Origin of the sequence: Photobacterium sp. TLY01, from assembly GCF_021432065.1 — a bacterium.
Classification (GTDB): domain Bacteria; phylum Pseudomonadota; class Gammaproteobacteria; order Enterobacterales; family Vibrionaceae; genus Photobacterium; species Photobacterium halotolerans_A.
Genome location: NZ_CP090365.1, coordinates 335,235 through 352,753 on the forward strand (window position 1 = coordinate 335,235; position 17,519 = coordinate 352,753).

General features: G+C 50.9%; 18 protein-coding genes. 1 reads left to right on the forward strand and 17 read right to left on the reverse strand.

Going from position 1 to position 17,519, the window contains the following annotated elements:
* Positions 1–78: 78 nt before the first annotated feature.
* From LN341_RS17140 to LN341_RS17210, 16 genes are all read right to left on the reverse strand, one after another.
* A complete protein-coding gene (locus LN341_RS17140; protein ID WP_046220967.1) occupies positions 79–417 on the reverse strand; it encodes a DUF3613 domain-containing protein in 339 nt (112 codons plus the stop codon).
* Positions 417–1,172 (reverse strand): M48 family metallopeptidase, encoded by a 756-nt coding sequence (locus LN341_RS17145; protein ID WP_052729994.1) that lies wholly within the window; start codon positions 1,170–1,172, stop codon positions 417–419. Before LN341_RS17145 ends, LN341_RS17140 begins: the two co-directional genes overlap by 1 nt.
* A 60-nt stretch (positions 1,173–1,232) precedes the next feature.
* Positions 1,233–2,129 carry a type II secretion system F family protein gene (locus LN341_RS17150; RefSeq protein WP_234206259.1) on the reverse strand — a complete coding sequence of 299 codons (897 nt, stop codon included), beginning with the start codon at positions 2,127–2,129 and terminating at the stop codon, positions 1,233–1,235.
* Between the two features lie 63 nt (positions 2,130–2,192).
* Positions 2,193–3,074, reverse strand: coding sequence for a type II secretion system F family protein (locus LN341_RS17155; RefSeq protein WP_234206261.1), 882 nt, complete (start codon positions 3,072–3,074; stop codon positions 2,193–2,195).
* Positions 3,071–4,330 carry a CpaF family protein gene (locus tag LN341_RS17160; RefSeq protein ID WP_234206263.1) on the reverse strand — a complete coding sequence of 420 codons (1,260 nt, stop codon included), beginning with the start codon at positions 4,328–4,330 and terminating at the stop codon, positions 3,071–3,073. Before LN341_RS17160 ends, LN341_RS17155 begins: the two co-directional genes overlap by 4 nt.
* A gap of 36 nt (positions 4,331–4,366) precedes the next feature.
* Positions 4,367–5,470 carry a hypothetical protein gene (locus LN341_RS17165; protein WP_234206265.1) on the reverse strand — a complete coding sequence of 368 codons (1,104 nt, stop codon included), beginning with the start codon at positions 5,468–5,470 and terminating at the stop codon, positions 4,367–4,369.
* A 1-nt stretch (position 5,471) separates the two neighbouring features.
* Positions 5,472–6,629 carry a type II and III secretion system protein family protein gene (locus tag LN341_RS17170; RefSeq protein ID WP_046220970.1) on the reverse strand — a complete coding sequence of 386 codons (1,158 nt, stop codon included), beginning with the start codon at positions 6,627–6,629 and terminating at the stop codon, positions 5,472–5,474.
* A 14-nt stretch (positions 6,630–6,643) separates the two neighbouring features.
* On the reverse strand, positions 6,644–7,696 hold the full coding sequence (gene cpaB / locus LN341_RS17175; RefSeq protein WP_234206266.1) for a Flp pilus assembly protein CpaB: 1,053 nt from the start codon (positions 7,694–7,696) through the stop codon (positions 6,644–6,646).
* Positions 7,697–7,757: 61 nt separating this feature from the next.
* A complete protein-coding gene (locus LN341_RS17180) occupies positions 7,758–8,237 on the reverse strand; it encodes a TadE family protein (protein WP_234206268.1) in 480 nt (159 codons plus the stop codon).
* The gene (locus LN341_RS21910; protein ID WP_370643803.1) at positions 8,225–8,617 is read right to left on the reverse strand and encodes a prepilin peptidase; all 393 of its coding nucleotides are present in this window, start codon (positions 8,615–8,617) and stop codon (positions 8,225–8,227) included. The genes LN341_RS17180 and LN341_RS21910 overlap by 13 nt, the downstream gene beginning before the upstream one ends.
* 19 nt (positions 8,618–8,636) lie before the next feature.
* A complete protein-coding gene (locus LN341_RS17185; RefSeq protein WP_234206270.1) occupies positions 8,637–8,834 on the reverse strand; it encodes a Flp family type IVb pilin in 198 nt (65 codons plus the stop codon).
* 193 nt (positions 8,835–9,027) lie between these two features.
* Complete coding sequence (locus LN341_RS17190; RefSeq protein ID WP_046220975.1) at positions 9,028–10,302, reverse strand: GGDEF domain-containing protein; 1,275 nt, start codon at positions 10,300–10,302, stop codon at positions 9,028–9,030.
* A gap of 240 nt (positions 10,303–10,542) precedes the next feature.
* Complete coding sequence (locus LN341_RS17195; RefSeq protein WP_234206272.1) at positions 10,543–11,508, reverse strand: LysR family transcriptional regulator; 966 nt, start codon at positions 11,506–11,508, stop codon at positions 10,543–10,545.
* Between the two features lie 343 nt (positions 11,509–11,851).
* Positions 11,852–12,205 carry a RidA family protein gene (locus LN341_RS17200; protein WP_120512607.1) on the reverse strand — a complete coding sequence of 118 codons (354 nt, stop codon included), beginning with the start codon at positions 12,203–12,205 and terminating at the stop codon, positions 11,852–11,854.
* Between the two features lie 101 nt (positions 12,206–12,306).
* Entirely contained in the window at positions 12,307–14,070 is a 1,764-nt protein-coding gene (locus LN341_RS17205) for a sulfatase-like hydrolase/transferase (RefSeq protein WP_234206274.1), read from the reverse strand.
* A 251-nt stretch (positions 14,071–14,321) separates the two neighbouring features.
* Positions 14,322–14,864: a 3'-5' exonuclease gene (locus LN341_RS17210; RefSeq protein WP_046220978.1), complete on the reverse strand. Its 543-nt coding sequence runs from the start codon at positions 14,862–14,864 to the stop codon at positions 14,322–14,324.
* A gap of 204 nt (positions 14,865–15,068) precedes the next feature.
* Between LN341_RS17210 and LN341_RS17215 the strand changes: the two genes are divergently transcribed.
* A complete protein-coding gene (locus tag LN341_RS17215; protein WP_234206276.1) occupies positions 15,069–15,857 on the forward strand; it encodes a helix-turn-helix transcriptional regulator in 789 nt (262 codons plus the stop codon).
* A 23-nt stretch (positions 15,858–15,880) separates the two neighbouring features.
* Here LN341_RS17215 and LN341_RS17220 read toward each other — a convergent pair whose 3' ends face one another.
* Complete coding sequence (locus LN341_RS17220; protein ID WP_082095768.1) at positions 15,881–17,482, reverse strand: bifunctional diguanylate cyclase/phosphodiesterase; 1,602 nt, start codon at positions 17,480–17,482, stop codon at positions 15,881–15,883.
* Between the last annotated feature and the right edge of the window lie 37 nt (positions 17,483–17,519).

Here is a 17,519-nt window from a genome sequence, read left to right on the forward strand (position 1 = left end):
TTCCCGCCTGCGCGGGAATGACAAGTTCATCCGCGGAAATGACAAGTCATGCGCGGAAATCTGGCGTTTCGTTCACCCTTAACTGCCGCCAAAATTATCTTGAATAAATTTATCCGGAATCGGGTGACTGAAGCTTTGCTGCATGCGCTCTTGTGTGGCCTTCGCGGCTTCCGGCGTCAGGGTATCAGTCTGGGATGTTGCCATCTGGCCGCGCGTCTGCATATTCAGCCAGAGCTGTGTCATGTTCTTGCGCTCGCTTTTCATCACAGGTTTTAACTGCGCTGTGCTGGTTGTTGCCGGGTACGCGCTGATTTTTCCCGCATCTGTCGCTGAACGTGTTTCTGCCATAACTGGCGCGGCAGCGCCTGCAAGCGCAAACGCCATCGCAGTGATCAAAGAGGTGTATGTCCTTTTCATCACAAAGCTCCTGTACTTTCTTTGCCCGATTGAGAAGGATCCAGCTGCAACGGCCTGAAGGCAGTAATGGCATCCATCATTTCCTGCTGATCGGCATAGTCCCATTCAAACCGGGAAGCCAGCGTCGCAGCCGCTTGTTTCTGGTTGGTTTTCAGTAGAACAAACCACAGATTTTTCGCCGCATTCGGGTGCGATGGATTCAGCTCCAACGCGGTTAACAATTCATCTCTGGCTTTCTGATCCTGCCCTGTGACCAGCAGCAGAAAGCCCAGATCATTACGGACATCGGCTTCAACCGGGGCGGCTTTGGCGGCTTTTTCCATCCACTTCATGGCGTCCTGCATCTTGCCCTGATACGAAGCAATCAAGCCCAGTCCGTGATACGCACTGCCGGCCAGGCAGGTGTTCAGCATCTCTTGATACAAAGCGGACGCTTCATCCCATTTGCCCAGTTTGCGGTAACTATCGGCGCGCATGATTTTCACACTCAGGCCATCCTCGTCCAAATCATCCAGTGCCGCCAGCGCCAGATAATACTGGCCTTGATCCATTTGCTGTTTCACCATCGACAGCTTCATGCCGTCTTTGGCGATCAGTGTTTCACCACAAGCGCCGGACTGTACGGCCTTGTTGGCTGTTTGCTGAGCCGTTTCTTCCTCAGGCGAGCCGGCACATGCCATCAGCGTCATTGCCAGCAGGCCGCTAGCCCAATAGCGGCCATGTCTGAACGATCGGTTCCTGAACGGGCTTTTCATATGCGCATCCTTGTCATTTTTATTTTTTTCTTGACGGCTACAGGCCGAAAGCAAAAAGACTTAACTGCCTATCGCCTTAATGAGGGCCATGAAGCCCGGTCCGGCTAATACGACAAACAAAGCCGGAAACAGAAACACCATCATGACCACTGACATTTTCCCCGACAGCTTGGTGACTTTTTCCTGCAGCTGCGTCCGCCGTCTGTCCTGCAACAACTGAGACAACTGATTCAGGGAAGCCGACATATTGCCGCCGGTTTCAGAGACCTGCGCCAGCATGGTTAACAAATCCTGCATGCCGGTTGAATCGTTCACACTGGCCACTTCACTGAATGCCGAGGCGCGTTCCTGGCCCGCTTCAATTTTGCTGAGTACCAGTTTGAGTTCTTTATTCAGTTCAGGAGTCAGTTCCGACAATTCACGGGTCAGAGTGCGTAACAGGCTCTCCAGCGACAGACCGACATCCCACAAAATTTTCATCACTTGCAGACCGATAATCATTTCTTCATCGATGATCCGGGTGCGTCTGGCGGCTTTTTTCTTCAGCCATTGAATGGTGAGATAGGCCGTCCCGAGCGCACTGATAAAGACGAAACTGATTTTATTGTTTACCGATGCCTCGGCCTGAATGAGCTGACTGGCAACCACCAGCTGAACGGCACACCACACGGCAGCCATCCTGAATACGGCCAGTGTCTGTTCACGGTTGGAGATGTATCCGGCTTTGCGCATCATCTCCAGAATTTCGCTCAGAAATGAGGCGTTGCGCCGCTTGGTTTTGCCCCACAACATCTGGCCGGTTTGAATCACGCGCTCACCGGGTGTCTTCCCCAGCGATTTGGCAAGGTTTTGCTCTACACTCCGTGCTTTTTGTAATTTCACTGACCAGTACATCAGACCGGCCCCGCCTGCCGTGAGCAATAAACTGGCCATGACCCAATACGCGGTGACTGTCATTGTGTTTCCCTACCTGTACTTCTGAACCACTGAAACTGGCGGCATGAATCCCGCCCAACCCCTTTATAGCGACCGAACCATGCGCCACAACACCAGGGCGCCCATTACCTGGGCGCCAATGCCCAGCATCAGCGCCTGTCGGCCGGACTCATCTGCCCACATCGACAACAACTGCTGAGGATTCGACACCAGCATATACATCGCCATAGCCGTTGGTGCCACGCCCATCACCCAGGCCGTCACCCGGGTTTCGCCTGTCATTGATTTCAGTTCGCGCTGACTGCGCTCCTGCTGATGCAGCAGCTCAACCAGATTTTCCAATGCCGCGGTCACGCTGCCGCCAAACTGGTGATTCACCTTAAACACAGAGCCAAGCAAGGCAAACTCCTGCACACCCGTGATCTTGGCTTCTTTATAGAAGGAGTCGTAAAGCTCTGTACCCAGGCTGGTGCGCTGAACTGCCCGCTGAGCAGCACTGCGTAAAGGGTTATTCATGGCGGGCAACACCTGTTCAACCGCTTTGTTGAGTGACATACCCACATGAATACGGCGATTGAGATGATCAATGAATCCCGGTAACTGCTGCAGGATTTTCCGCCGTTTATTGCTTTTTCGGATCTGCCCCAGCAGAAGAATCAACCCCACAGACACACACAAACCAATGCCCAATCCACCGATACCTGACAGGCGCGCCAGCAAGAAAGGCCCGCACAACAGGCAAACTGAATAAACCACCAGCATATAAGCCGATGTGCTCAACCCCAGTCGCTGCCAGTGCTCCAGCATGCGATCCTTGCGCTGTACCGGTCGTTCGCCAGCGCCCTTTTTCTGAGCTTTCTCTTTCGCAGCTTTTTCTGTCGCAGCTTTGGGACGCCGGGTTGCAATCACCATCAACACGCAACTGGCAATCAGCAATACACCCGCGATAAAGATCGCGCTGTTCATAGCCCTTCCTCCAGCTTTTTCCGCAGGTGGGCTGACATGGCATCCACAGGCAGGAAATCTTCCGTTTGCGGGTTGTATTGATACAGTTCCTGAATACGGATCTGATCGTCCGCCACATCCTGCACCTCAACGATGTGAGTAATGACCCGCTTACCGTTTGGCAGGCGTGAAACCTGAATAATCATATCCAGTGCGGTGGCAATAATTTGTTTGATCAGCGATTCCGTGGAAGTAAAACCGGCCAGGGTCACCATCATTTCCAGCCGCACCAGTGCATCACGCGGTGAGTTCGCATGCAGAGTACTCATCGACCCCTGGTGGCCCGTGTTCATTGCCTGCAGCATATCCAGCACTTCGCCACCACGGCTTTCACCCAGAATGATGCGGTCGGGCCGCATCCGCAGGGCATTTTTAAGCAAATCCCGGGCGGTGACTTCACCATGGCCTTCTGAGTTCGGCGGGCGGGTTTCCAGACGAACGACGTGTCCGTTCCTGAGCTGCAGTTCGGCGGCATCTTCAATGGTTACAATCCGCTCGCCGGTATTGATGTACTGGCTGAGAATATTGAGCAAGGTCGTTTTACCTGACCCGGTTGACCCGCTGATCAGAATATTAAAGCGCGATTTCGCACAGCTTCTCAGCAATTGATGCATGGCAACGCTCATGGCGCCATTTTGAATTAAGGTATCTGCCGTCAGGCCTTCTTTTTTGAATTTCCGGATCGACAGACAAGGGCCGTCAATCGACAGAGGCGGGATCACCGCATTGATCCGGCTGCCATCGGGCAAACGGGCATCCACCATGGGATTGGACTCGTCAATCCGCCGGCCGATCGGCGAGATCATGCGGCGAATGACCCGTAAGACATGCTGATCGTTCATGAACCGCAGGGAAATCCGGCTTAACTGACCACTGCGTTCAACATAAATGTTTTTCGGGCCGTTAATCAGAATATCGTCGATGTTTGGGTCATCCAGCAGGTTCTGTAACGGGCCAAAGCCGACGATTTCATCCATCAGCTCCGCGACCAGCTCCTGCAGGTTCAAATGCTGACTCACTTCCTTATGTTGCTGAAAATACTGACGAACATAATCATGAACATGCGGCTGCATTTCCTGACGTTCCATCTCAAACATCAGGCCGTCTTCTTCCAGCTGCTCGATGATGTAGCGGTGTAATTCCGCTTTCAGCGCCAGGGTCGATTCTTCTTGCTGAATCACCAGTTCCCGGCTTGGCCACATCATTTCATTTCCCATACCGACTCCTTGATTTGAGAAATCACCTGAACCTTTCTACCAGCCCAGCGAAAACTGCCAGCGTGATTTTTCAGTCGGCAGCCAGAGCAATTTCTCAACCGCCTTGATATACAATCTGAACTCGCCGCTGGGCGGAAACAGTGCGTTGGCATTGATGTCAGTGATGACAGCAAAGGTGTACGGCAAATCGCCGCGAACCAGGACCGGAAGCTGATTCTGAATCATCTCTTTGCCTGGCATGACTTCCGGGGAAAAAGGTGCCAGCACTAAATTCACGCTGCCCGGCCTGATCCCCTGGAGATACAGTAATTCCGCCAGATCACAGGCACTTTTCAGACTGACATTTTTCTGATCGGCCAGCAGCCAATGCTGATCGCAGCGATTGACCATAAAAAACAGCAAAGGGCTGGGTGGCATACCGGTGAGGTTAATGACGATATTGCTGTACATGCCTTCCAGCAGATCCATCACGTCCACCAGCGCTTCCAGGGTCACAGCACTGTAATTGTCTGCATCCGGCATACCGATCACATGAATACCAGCTGCGGCGTCCAGATCCTGCTCCTCCAGCCACTGCGCACTGAGATAATCTTTCTTTTCCAGCAAGGTGAGAAAATCAATCCGGTCACCGCTCCCCAGATATGAAGACACATCGCTGTAAGGTCGCCCCAAATCCAATAACAGGACAGACTGTTTGTGCTTTCGTTGCAGTTGAGACGCTGTCGCAATGGCCAGCAAAGCACCATCACAGTCATTACGCGGTGATAGCAGCGCTAAACGCGACCCCGGATCAAATGAGGTCATCTGCGTCAGTTGAACAATCAGATCGGTCAGTCCTTCCAGCTCACACCAATGGAGATGTTTGCGTACCTGCTGGTTTTGCTGGATACCATGCCAGTGCGCTTCGGGGGTGAGGTCCACCAGAATGACGTGCCGGGGTGCAAAGTTATCCATCAGGCTGTCGATATCCGGCATTGGCCAGTCAGAGGCCACGAGGATCAGAATACGCGTCTGCTTCCAGGCCAGATTGGAGCTCAGATGAGATGCATCTTCTATCCAGGTCAGCGTACACCCTTCAGGGATCGCTTCAGACACATCCAGTTTGGCGTGATGATCCGCCGTATAAGCCATGAGCTGCATCTTAACCCTCCCCTGCAAAACCCATTTTTACGGGCAATTCTCTGGGTTCAGCATCCAGAAAAATTAATTCGAAAAAGTTGGGTTTAAACTGACGATACATTTCGCCCGGTAACGGTGGCAGCGGCGCATTACTGGCAAAGGGTTTCACCAGATGCGGCGTTACAACCATCATCAATTCTTTATCATTCTCTTCTAAACGGGTTGAGCGGAAAAAGGCGCCAAGAATCGGAATATCCCCTAAGCCCGGGAAACGGTTGGCATTTTTGATCGTGCTGCGGCTGACCAGCCCGCTGATCACAAAACTTTCGCCGTTGCCCAGCTGGACTGTGGTGTCTGTGCGGCGTACTGACAATCCCGGCACGATGACGCCGGATGCCTGTACACCCTGGGCATAGTTCAGCTCACTCACTTCAGGGGCGACTTTGAGCATAATGCGATCGCCTGACATCACAGTTGGCGTCAGATTCAGACGAACCCCGAATTCTTTAAACTCGATGCTGATATCATCATCACTGGTGCTTTTCGGATAGGGAAATTCCCCGCCGGCCAGAAAGGTTGCCGTATGGCCAGACATAGTCACCAGGCTGGGTTCGGCCAGCGTGTAGGCAAAGCCGTTGCTGTCCAGCGCACTGATTGTCCCAAGAAAATGATCCGCCACATTCCCGATCACCAGATTGAACGCATCACCACTGGATAAGAAGCTGCCCCGAAAACCATTAAACGAAGCGCCAGTGATCGCACTTGAATTTCCAATGCCCCAAAACGTACCGCCAGTGCCCTGTTTACCGAAAAAGAAGCCAGCTTCTTTGAGCGCACTTTTACTGACTTCGACCACTTTGATGTCGGTCTGCACCTGAATATTGGATGTTGCAACCCCCCCGGGATTGACAGAAATCCGATGGCGGACAGGCTCTTCAGAACCTCGCTCCCAGATGAGCAGCGATGTCGAGCCGGTTTGCTTTCCTGTCACCAGTAACTCAGAGGTACTCAATACTTTGACACCCGCCACAGAGGGCTCGCCAATCGCTGCCCGCTGGATGCGCTTGCCAGAGTGCACAGTCACCTGCTGGCCCACATCCATTTGAACATCACGGGCATCAACGGACACACTCAGGCTCAAAGCCAGAAACACACATAATCGATTCACAAAACGCAGCATTCACTCTCTCCCTGTCAGTGACTGGTGCGAACCAGAGTTCGGTTCTCGCCCTGGTACACCTCAACCCGAGGGGCAACGTAACGGTATTTCACCGGAGCCGGTTTTTTCACTTCCACTTCAGCTTCGCGATAACCACCCAATGTTTTTAATGAGATGACATAACTGTCGTCTTGCTTGGCATCCTCTGGTTCTTTCACGGTTGAATGACTGGGTGCCGTGACCATGACGGCCGGGGCGCCCTGTGAAGTACTGGCTGTTTTCTGCGAAGAAACAATCACTTTCGGTGTCGCAAGCACAGGTGCTGTTGTATTGGCGCCGGGTGTCTGGCCGGGAACAGGTGAGTAGGCCATCCGGCTTTCCGGGTCGGCCGTGAACTCAACCACCGGCGCCAGCTCCTGAGTGCCAACTACTGCCAGCCTGAGCTGACCTGTGGTTTCTGCCAGTAGAAGCTGAGGCGTATCCGTGGCAGGAACAGCCAGCACGACGGTTCTGGCTTTATCGTTCACTTGTTTCTCGGTTTTTTTACCGTCGAAGTTCAGTTGATCCCCGACGGCCAGCACTTCGACGTTACTCAGAATACGCCGGGCGGTACTGTTGTCGCCCGATTCCTTATTCGCACGAAGCAGGTAAATCACATCCACCCGATAGCCGGGTTGAACATGTCCGCCGACTGTCGTCAGCTCGCTGGCTTGAATCGCAATCGCGCGGTATCCCTGAGGCAAAGATTGTGCAATGGGTAACTGGCCCAGCAAGAGCGCAGATTTGAGGCGGGTACCCTTCACAACAGACAATTTCAACTGCCTGCCGAGAAAGGGGGAATAGTCACGAATGTCTTCGGCGGTGGCATCGGTCACTTGGGTGGCAACCAGCATGTCTTCGGTCAGCACCGCCTGTTTCGGGACGTCATTCGCGAATGCCCAGACAGTCACCACAGGCTTGGAAACAGACACCGCTGGCGATGAGGTTTGCGGTGCGGTTCGGCCACTCAGTGTCACCCCGTACCAGCCAATTAAGAGCGCCATCACCAATAAGACGGCAGCGGCAATTTTTAACGTGCGTCCCTGCATTTTTTACCCTCACTGTTGCTCTCTGGCAGCATCGTTTCAGAAATACTGACTCAGCGCATTGCTACAAATTCAATATTGCCGTCGATTTTAATTCGTCCGGAACAGGCAAACCGAAAGACGGTAAGAATGGTTTATTCTTATAGTTATAGATGATGGTAACTTTACAGCAAAATGTATCTGAATCGATATTGATAGAAAGGTTACCATCCAGGCTCTGGCCAAAGAGCGAACCATACCCAGAGTTTGAATCTGTATAGTTTCTAATGAGTGACTCTGCAGAACCTCTAATATGGTTTTTCAGTTCAGTGTTATCACAAGCACCGCCGTAATAACAATTCTCATCTACATAAGAAATACTCTTACGAAGTGCTTCTTCTGAAACATAATTCAGCATCTGAATGGAAACAAAGATCAGGCTGTACTGAGCAACGGCATAAAATATCATCAGGATGACAGGTAAAAGAAATATCGTTTCCAGTGCTGCAGAGCCCTGCTGTTTTATTCGTTTGATCCTGAATCGATTTTTTCTTATAGAATCCATAACGATACAACCACCCCAACCAACAGGCTTGGTACAAAGGGAGCTTCTTTCTGGCCGCGGGCAAACAACCACCAGTACACTGCGAAGCAGACAAATGAATATAAAAGAACATCCAGCATCTGAGTGAAAGACAATGTGAATGCCATGATTAACAGTATCTTCACGTCAGATGCACCAAACACATTCTTCACAAAACCAGGGAACGTTATCAAACTCACTAATAGAATTGAAATGAAAGTCTCATCAAAATCAACATTTGATATTAGTAAATAATAAAGAACAGAAATACATAGCATTGTGACAATGAGATAATTTGACACTTTCCTTTCATATATATCTTGGACAGCACAAAATAATAATATGACAACCAAGACACTCATTAGCACTTGATTAGTTACCTCAAGGGGCAGCACTAATAGCTGAGTTTAATTTTCCTGCTGCTGAAGTGAACACATCATCCAAACTTAGCAAACTTATTGCACCAACAACCACAGCCGCAATCAACACATACTCAATCGCAGAAGCACCTTTCTCTTCTTTGATCAGGCGATGAATAAAGTTCGTTGTGTGAATCCAGGCTAATACGAAATACTTCATGGAACATCCCTCACTCTGGTTAAGCATTCTTGTAGAATAGTTTTTCTCTTCTATGTCTCAAATATTAGATACTGTACAAATTTTGTGTGAAAAAATTATTGTCTCAGTTGAACTTTTTTTTCATAAGCACTGTGTTTTTTATCTGATCCAGGCTTAATAAAATGTAATTCGTCAATAAGATGACGCACCCTGCTTATCCTATCGCCTGCCGGTTTTCTGGCAGTTTCTCTGCCATATCAGCCTGTTGTCCGTTTTCTTCGCGCGGTTCGGGCGCCGGGTCATAATGTGCGAACTGGCGTTTTCCCTTTCGCTTGGCCTGATACATGGCAGAATCGGCTCGCTTGAGCAGCGCCGTTGCATCTTTCGCGTGCACCGGGTATCGGGCAATGCCGATACTGGCAGAAACACGACACTGGTTATCACCAAAATTAAAAGGCACGGTCAGGGTGTGCAGTAGTTTTTCTGCAATGGTTTCCATTCTGAACGTCAATTCTTCGTCGTTATCCCCCCAGGTGAGTATGGGCGGATCACGACGCTCAGACTCATCGTATTCTAAAACACTGTCTTGAGTGGGTTTCTTAATTTTCACTGCGTATTCACCTAACGGCACCCAGACGACAAATTCGTCGCCGCCCAGACGAAAGACTTCATCTTCCACCCTGAGACAACCACGCATCCGTTTGGAAGCATGCTGCAGCAAAGCATCACCCACATCGTGGCCCAGCGTGTCGTTGACCTGCTTAAAACCATCCAGGTCGATAAACATCAGGCCGAATACTTTATTCTCGACATCCGGTGCAGCAAAGGCGGCTTTGAGCACCCGGTTCAGTGCCCGTGTGTTGGGCAAGCCCGTCAGTTTGTCCTGCAAGGCTGCCTGTTCCATCTGGCGCTGCCGTTCAATGACATCTGAAATATCCCGCTGGGTGCCAATCAGGCGCGACGCGTCATTGACTAACCCCTGTACCACCAACTCCAGCACTCTGGGTTGTCCATCCAGCGGATCGATCATGTCGATGAGCAGTGTCTGTTGCTTATTTTTACCCGCGATCTGTTTCAGCAGTACCACTTTGTCGCCGTCGCCACTTTTCAAGCGCGACACCCAGTCTGTCAATGCCAGTTTGCTGCCGACACGAATACCGTAGAGATCATACAGATAAGGGCTCCATTGCAGGGTGTCGGAATTCACGTCCCATTCCCACACGCCAATCCCTGCCACAGAGGTTGCCAGACTCATTCTTTGATTGGCGCGGGCAAGTTCACGGTGAACGCGGGAACGACGGTTGTGCTGTTTCCACAACAAGCTGACCACAGACAATAACAATGCCGCCAGTACCAAACCTGTCAGTACCAGCCAGAAGAAAGGAAAATTGACATGAAGCGAAAATAGATCTCCCCATACCGATGTGAGATCGGACAGGCTCCCAATGCCGTTTAACACAGAGCTCAGAAAAAATTCCAGCGAATTCATGATAGGTACACACTTCCGTTTGTGTCTGCTGCGATAACCTCTGAAATATCAGACCCGTTTTACCCGATAGCGGTTGTCATCGTGATTGGTACTCAGATCACTTTAGTATTTTTTTGCCGCTCTCGATAAGTTCAACCTAGTCCACGCTGTTGATAATTACCAAAATAGAATGTGACCATCATTTTATATGCTGGGTGGGAATCACACTTATTCTGTTAAGAATCAAACATTCGCTGGTTTTTAACCGGCATACAGTTCTTTATCCAGCCAGGGTAACGCATCCCGAATCTGAGGGAAAAATCGTTCGTTGATAATTTGACGGCTGTCTTCCGCCAGAATGTGCGGCAGATTTCCCAACTCGTTGTGACGGCAGACCAGCGTCAGATTGCGGAAAAAAGGTTCTTCACGGGGAAGGGGAAGGCAGGTGAGTTTTTCATTGCACAGCCCGTACTGGAACATACAAAGCGGTGTGGTGATCGTCCAGCCAAGCCCGGCTGCCACGCTGGATAACACAGCAAATGTATTATCCAGTTGCATCCTGACGGGTACGTTCATCCCCAAGCGTCTTAAATAACGTTCAATCGTCACACCGATGAGCGAATCATTGGAATACCGGACAAAATCAAGCTTTTCTGCCACCTGCGCTAATCCCTGAGACTGACTGGCAAACTGGCTGGGAATGACCAGCACAAAGGGTTCGCGTAACAGACGGTAGCGGCTGAGGTGATCGTTATTTTCCAGCGCATCGTCAGAAATAATCATATCCACGTTGCGTGAAAGCAGCGCCTGAGCATGCATGTGAGAACGGCCGGTATTGATCGTCCAGTTTTCGGTGTGGCGTTTTATCACCTCGACCAGCGGTTGCCCTAACGAGGTGGCCAGTGAGTCGACCATGGCGATGCGTAACAAATGCAGTTTCTGAAAGCTGCTTTTGGTCATCACGCCGTGTGTTTTTTCTGCTTCAGCAAGCAGATGGCATGACTGGTCATAAAAATAGCGCCCGGCAACAGTCAGCTCAACCGGGCGAACGCTTCTGTCCAGGAGCGTCACTTTCAGGTTGTGTTCAAGTGAAGAGAGTGTTTGAGAAACGGAAGACTGCGTAAGACCAAGCTGGCTTGCCGCCATCGTCATATTGCCAGACTGCGCGGTCGCCACAAAAACTTCTAACGAACGAAGATCAAAACCCAATCCTTTCAATGCAGTCATCCTTTACTTCACGAACATCCACCAAAAAACGATTCACGGCAGTCACACAGGGTTGCAACTGACAGGGTTGAAACTGAGTGTTCAATACCAAGGCAAGCGCATGCAATACGCCTCAATAATAACCTACGGACATCACGGACAAGTGACTATGCCTAATCAGCAAAGCTATCAGTTTTAATCATCTGAGAACAAGAGGTAAGAAACAAATCGCATGACAATCGATGGGAAATTCCAAACCAGCATCGCGGCGAAGTCAGAAAGGCCGAGAATCAGTACAAATGAATGGAATCAAAACAGGAGGGGAAATTGCCACCTTTTCAGCAAAAAGATGGCAAAATATTCTCTACTTACCAGCAGCGGCAACAAAAGCAATCTCGACCAGATAATCCGGATCAGCCAGTTCTACTTTCACGCAGGCACGGCTTGGCGCAGCGCCCTCTGGCAGCCAGGCATCCCAGGCCGCATTAAAAGCAGCAAGGTTCGCCCAGTCGGTGATATAAATCGTGACTGACAGGATACGCGACTTATCACTGCCCACGCTGGCCAGCATGGCTTCTGCCTGTGCGAACACCTGTTCGGCCTGACCTGTGATATCAGCACTGGTATCCGATTCAGGGACTTCGACAAAGTGAGCAATACCATTGAACACAGTGACATCAGACCAACGTTTTGTTGGGTTAATTCGCTGAATATCCATTTTAATTCCTTAACTGACGTGAAAAGCCCAACAATGTAAGTTTTCTGCCGGGATGAATCAATCAATGATGCTGTTTTTTGCCGGATGGCAGAAAATCCACGTCAGTCAGGAGACTGACTGGCAAGCGCTCCCGGTATGAACCGCGAAGGCGTTTGCAGCGGTACGCTTTGCCATTCATATTCGTGCTGCGTATGCGCAGGCAGAAATAAGTCACTGGTATAGAATTTCCCAATCCGTTCCACCGGATAAAACATAGCATCCCCATAATGCTGTTTCACAAAATCATGTTCATAGCCCAGAATTTCAAGCACTGTCGGGAACACATTGAAATGGGATAACTGATGGAAGTTGTCCGCCTGTGAGGATTCAAATCGCTGACGCAGTTGCGGATGCGTTGTCAGCACCAGCATGGGCACCATCCCCTGATAAGCAGAGCCGCTGTTACGATTGCAATGGGTCAGCAGCCCTTTGCCTTCTTCCAGTAAATCCTGCCCGTGATCAGAGGTATAAATCACCACCGTATTGTCTAAATCAATGCTGTTGAGCAAACGTTCAAAGAAACCGTTCACATTCCAGGCAATGGCATTTTGATAAGAATTCATCAGCGCCTGACGACTGCTGTGACCAATCGGTTCAAATAACGTCATCGCAGGCTGAAATCGGGTCGATGAGGCCGGGTATTTCCCCTCATAGGGAAAATGGACGCCGAGTTTATTGATATAGATAAAGTCAGGTTTATCATCGCCCACCAGCGACACCAAATGGTCGACAATATCGAAATCAAGTCGCATAAAAGCCTGATGCCTTTCAATTTGTTCGACATTGAGCTGTTTTACCTGATGGATGAAGCCCAGCTCATCGGTATTCATGAAGTTGGTCAGCGTACCCGGCGGTTTCTGGGCGTCAATATAGGTACTGGTATACCCGGATGCCTGACTGTATTGCCAGATGGTCGGTAAATGGAAGGCTTGCTCAAAAGATCCGGGAACGACACCCCAGCGCAATACCGCATTGCTGTAGCTGCTGCAGTTATGCGCCGAGGTCGCGACACCGTAATTGATCACAGCATCAGCATGTGCCTTTAAGCTTGGCACAAGAGAATAATCCGAATCCTGCCCGAAAAAATCAGCGCTGACACTCTCGTCGACCACAACAATGACATTGCTCACCAGCGGCTGCCGGGCAATGGCCGTGACCGGCTGCCTTTGCGGTCGTTCATCCACAATCTGCTCGAAGAGTATCACGCTGAAAAAGCCGGGCAGAGTATAAATACCGGCCAGTCCCTGCGCGGCAGCCGGGCCTTTCATCACCACCATGGCAGCCAGGATTCCGATGACAACCGCAGGTAATCCGGCGGCAACGTAAGAGGAGGACGGAGAATACCGGGACAGCAGCCAGATTCTGACTCTCAGTAAAGACAGGCTGAATGCCAGAGCAAAGAGCACAGGTAACAGTAGCTCTGACCAGTAAAACAGCAAGGCGGCACCTGCCTCGCCACGCTCAATCCACATCCGTCGGATATCAAACAGCGTCAGGTTCTCCGCCAGAATCAAAAAAAATGACAAATGGACAAAAACAACCCCTGAGAGAAAGACATTCCAGAAAACATGGACTGCCATTTGTCTGGCTGTTAATACCGCTTTGAGCGAGGCGAGTGTCAGCAACCAGAGCACTGCAAAAACTGCCACATTGCGCACCGGATTTTCTGACTGGCTGAGAAAACTCAGTTGAGCAAAAAAATTCCGGGTCAGAAATAGCAGCACACCCACAACCACAATGCCAGACACCAGCGTCACCAGTGTGTTTCGCACTGGGTTGCGTGCAGCGTTTGGTCTATAGCTCCGACGGTTGTGACTGACAGGCATAGGCGCTTCCCTTCTTTCTGAGAAAGATCTCCGGGTACATATTTGATTTAAGCTTGCCCGGGCAGGAAGTCAAAATAATCCTGAAAGCGCTATTTTGTCCTGTGACTAATCTGGGGAGACAGTCCCCAATGAGAGGGATTGAGAGGAAACAGAAAATAAAAGAGAAGAAAGAGAAGAGAAAAGCACAGGCAGCAGATCATCACAGACGGCTACCTGTACCCTAAAAGTTAGTGCCAGCTTACCGGCAGATCTTACTCAGCCGGACAGAGCATCACACGCGCTAACCGGGCCAGATTATAGGCATCAACATAACCTGAATGCTGCCGGCCTTCCCACGCCAGTCCGCTCATGTTCATGGCGGCACGCAACCCGATGCGTTTATTTTTCACGTGCGGCTGCAGTTTAAACAGGGTCGCCAGATTGAGATATTCTCTGAACGGCACGTTCAGATCTTTCGCTTTGCACTCAGCACGCAAGATGGCATCGTCCCGTCCCCATGCCGCATAAATTTTATGCCGGCCACCAAATTTTTGCTCTATCGCGGTCAGAATACTAGCCAGGGGCTTACCGTTTTGTGCGACAACCTCCGGCTTGATGCCCGTCAGTTCGGTACAGAATGGTGATATTTCGTCGTTTTCCGGTTGAACATAGTATTGCGCCCGGCGTGAAATCGTGCCCTTTTCCAGGTTCAGCTCAGCCACACCGATCTCAATGATTTCGCCGGTTCGGGCAACACCCTCTTCATTCCAGCAACACATTTCAAGATCAAAACAAACGATACGGTTAAAATTCATGATGTTCCATTATCCGTCATACCAAACTTCATAATCATCAGGCCTGATAGTACAAACTTACCAACACGGATGATTATTGAGTTTGAACGACACGCTTTCAACAAAGCGGCGAAGGATAACATGGATGGCAATCCGCTTCAGCCCCTTGCCAACAACAACCCATCGGAATTACTCTTGTGGCTGCTTGTACGAAAGGATCCCGCGATGAAAAACGTCTACCGTCCGCTGTTTGACGATAACAACCCGCCCGGCGAGGTGTTTTTCGGCCATCAGGCATTCCTTCCCCATACCACCACACCCAAACATACGCATCCCTGGGGACAGCTACAGCTCATCAGTGGCGGTATTCTGGAATTAAACGCTGAAGGGAAACGCTTTTTGTCACCGTCACAGTACGCGATCTGGATACCGCCCAGCATAGAGCACGAAAGTTACATGCGTCGCAGCATGAATTACTGCTCCATGAACCTGATCCAGCCGCTGGCTGAATCGCTTCCAAACTACCCCTGCCTGCTTGAAGTCAATCCGATTATTGAAGCGATCGTCAATGACCTGCGGGCCCGGCAGTTGCAGGTCGCGGAAACCGCTGAAGATAAGCGTCTGATCGACGTCTTGCTGGATCAGCTCAGGCACACCCGTATCCATGATCAATTTCTGCCCAGCAGTGAAGACAAGCTCCTGCAACCGATATTGCGGACGCTGGAAAAACATCCGACCGACAGCACGACACTGGCGGCGTGGGCAGAAAAGCTGCATACCTCAGAGCGGACGCTGGCCCGCCATTGTCAGGATACGCTCGGAATGAGTTTCATTGAATGGCGACAAAGGAGAAAATTTATCTACTCTTTGCATTTGTTGAGGAAAGGTTTATCTGTCAAAGAAATAGCACTGACCTTAGGTTATCACCAGGCTTCGCCTTTTATTAACCTGTTCAAACGGCATGCGCAATGCACACCGGAACAGTACAGGCAAAAGCAAATCCGGCCCCAGTAACACCGGCAGCACAACAGCCGGCTTCAACTGCCCACAGCTTTATCCGGTAAATCCACCAGCAAGCGACCGGCAGCATGCCTGCTGAGCGGGTGTCCTAACAGGAAACCCTGGCCATGCTGACAACCCAGCGATTTTATCATCGAGAGCTGAACCTCATCTTCGATCCCGACCACAGCCACCTGAACGCCCAAACTCTCGCTCATACCCACGACTGACTGAATCAGCGCCTTGTTCGCATCAGATCCCGGCAGCGTACCCACACAGGCGCGTGCAATTTTGACTTTATCGAAAGGGAAATCACGCAGTATGGTTAAACAGGCGTTCCCGTTCCCGAAGTCATCCAGCACCAGATTGACACCGATATGTTTCAGATCGTGCATCATGGCACGCACTTTCGGCGGATCCTGCTGGACGGTTTTGGCGGTCAGTTCTATTTCAAGGCGTCCGGGCGCCAGTCCGGATTCCTGCAGCGCTGCCAGCACTGTCTGGCAAAAAGTGTCCGGTTTCAGTTGCTGGGCAGAGATATTCACCGCAATGCTCGTGCCTTCCGGCCAGTCCCTTGCGGCCATGCACGCCTGCTTCAGCACCCAGTCACCCAGCGCCTGAATCAAGCCGGCATCTTCAGCAACAGGCATAAACTCCTGAGAAGACACCATGCCTTCACGCTGATGACGCCAGCGCAGCAAGGCTTCAAATCCCTGCAGCTGATTGTTTTTCAGATCGAACACCGGCTGATAATAAGGTTCGAGCAAGTCTTGCGCCATGGCTTTGCGTAAATCTCTTTCCAGCAGTTGCCTTTGTTTTAACTGCTCATCCATTCGGGTATCAAAGAAACAAAACGTCGAGCCGCCGTCCATCTTAGCGCGATACATGGCGGTATCCGCGGCCCGCAGCAGATCCACAGGTTCAATGTCATGATTCGACATAGCAATGCCGATGCTCACACCGGCCAGAATCTGCTGACCGCGAATGTGGTAGGGCTCAGACATCGCCTTGATGATACGAGAGGCCAGCGCCGATGCTTCATCCGGCTCTTGCCCGCCGACATGAATCAGCGCGAATTCATCCCCGCCCAGCCGGGCAATGGTGTCATGCATCCGCAGCAGATGCTTCAGCCGTCCGGCCGTGGCCACCAGCAGTTCATCGCCCACTATATGGCCGTAAGCATCATTGATTTGCTTGAATTTGTTTAAGTCCATCATTAACACAGCAACACAGGCATCGTTATCGCCTGCATGCTGAAGGGCGGTCTCAAGCTGCTGAGAAAAATACAGCCGGTTCGGCAGGGCGGTCAGTGCGTCATGCATCGCCAGCTTGTACATGGCGGCTTTGTCCCGTTCGCCGGCTTTCAGCATGTGATTCATCTGACTGAGCCGACGCCAGCTCAGCGCCACAAGCGCAAACGGCAAAACGAACAACAGTGAGATGAACGCCCCCAGCCCGAATTGATGGTATTGCTCAACCCACAGCGTAAAGCGTTCGAAAAACGCGAACTGACTGGCTAAAAGCAACCAGATAGCGGCAAAGACAGCAAGTTTAATCAAGGTTCGCTTCAGGAACATTGAATGAAAAAGTGATAGCAAGCCAGCCTCACGACCAGCCCTACCCTGCGCAGAATGGCTCATAAATGGATTACCTCGTCCCAAATGATCACTGTCACGT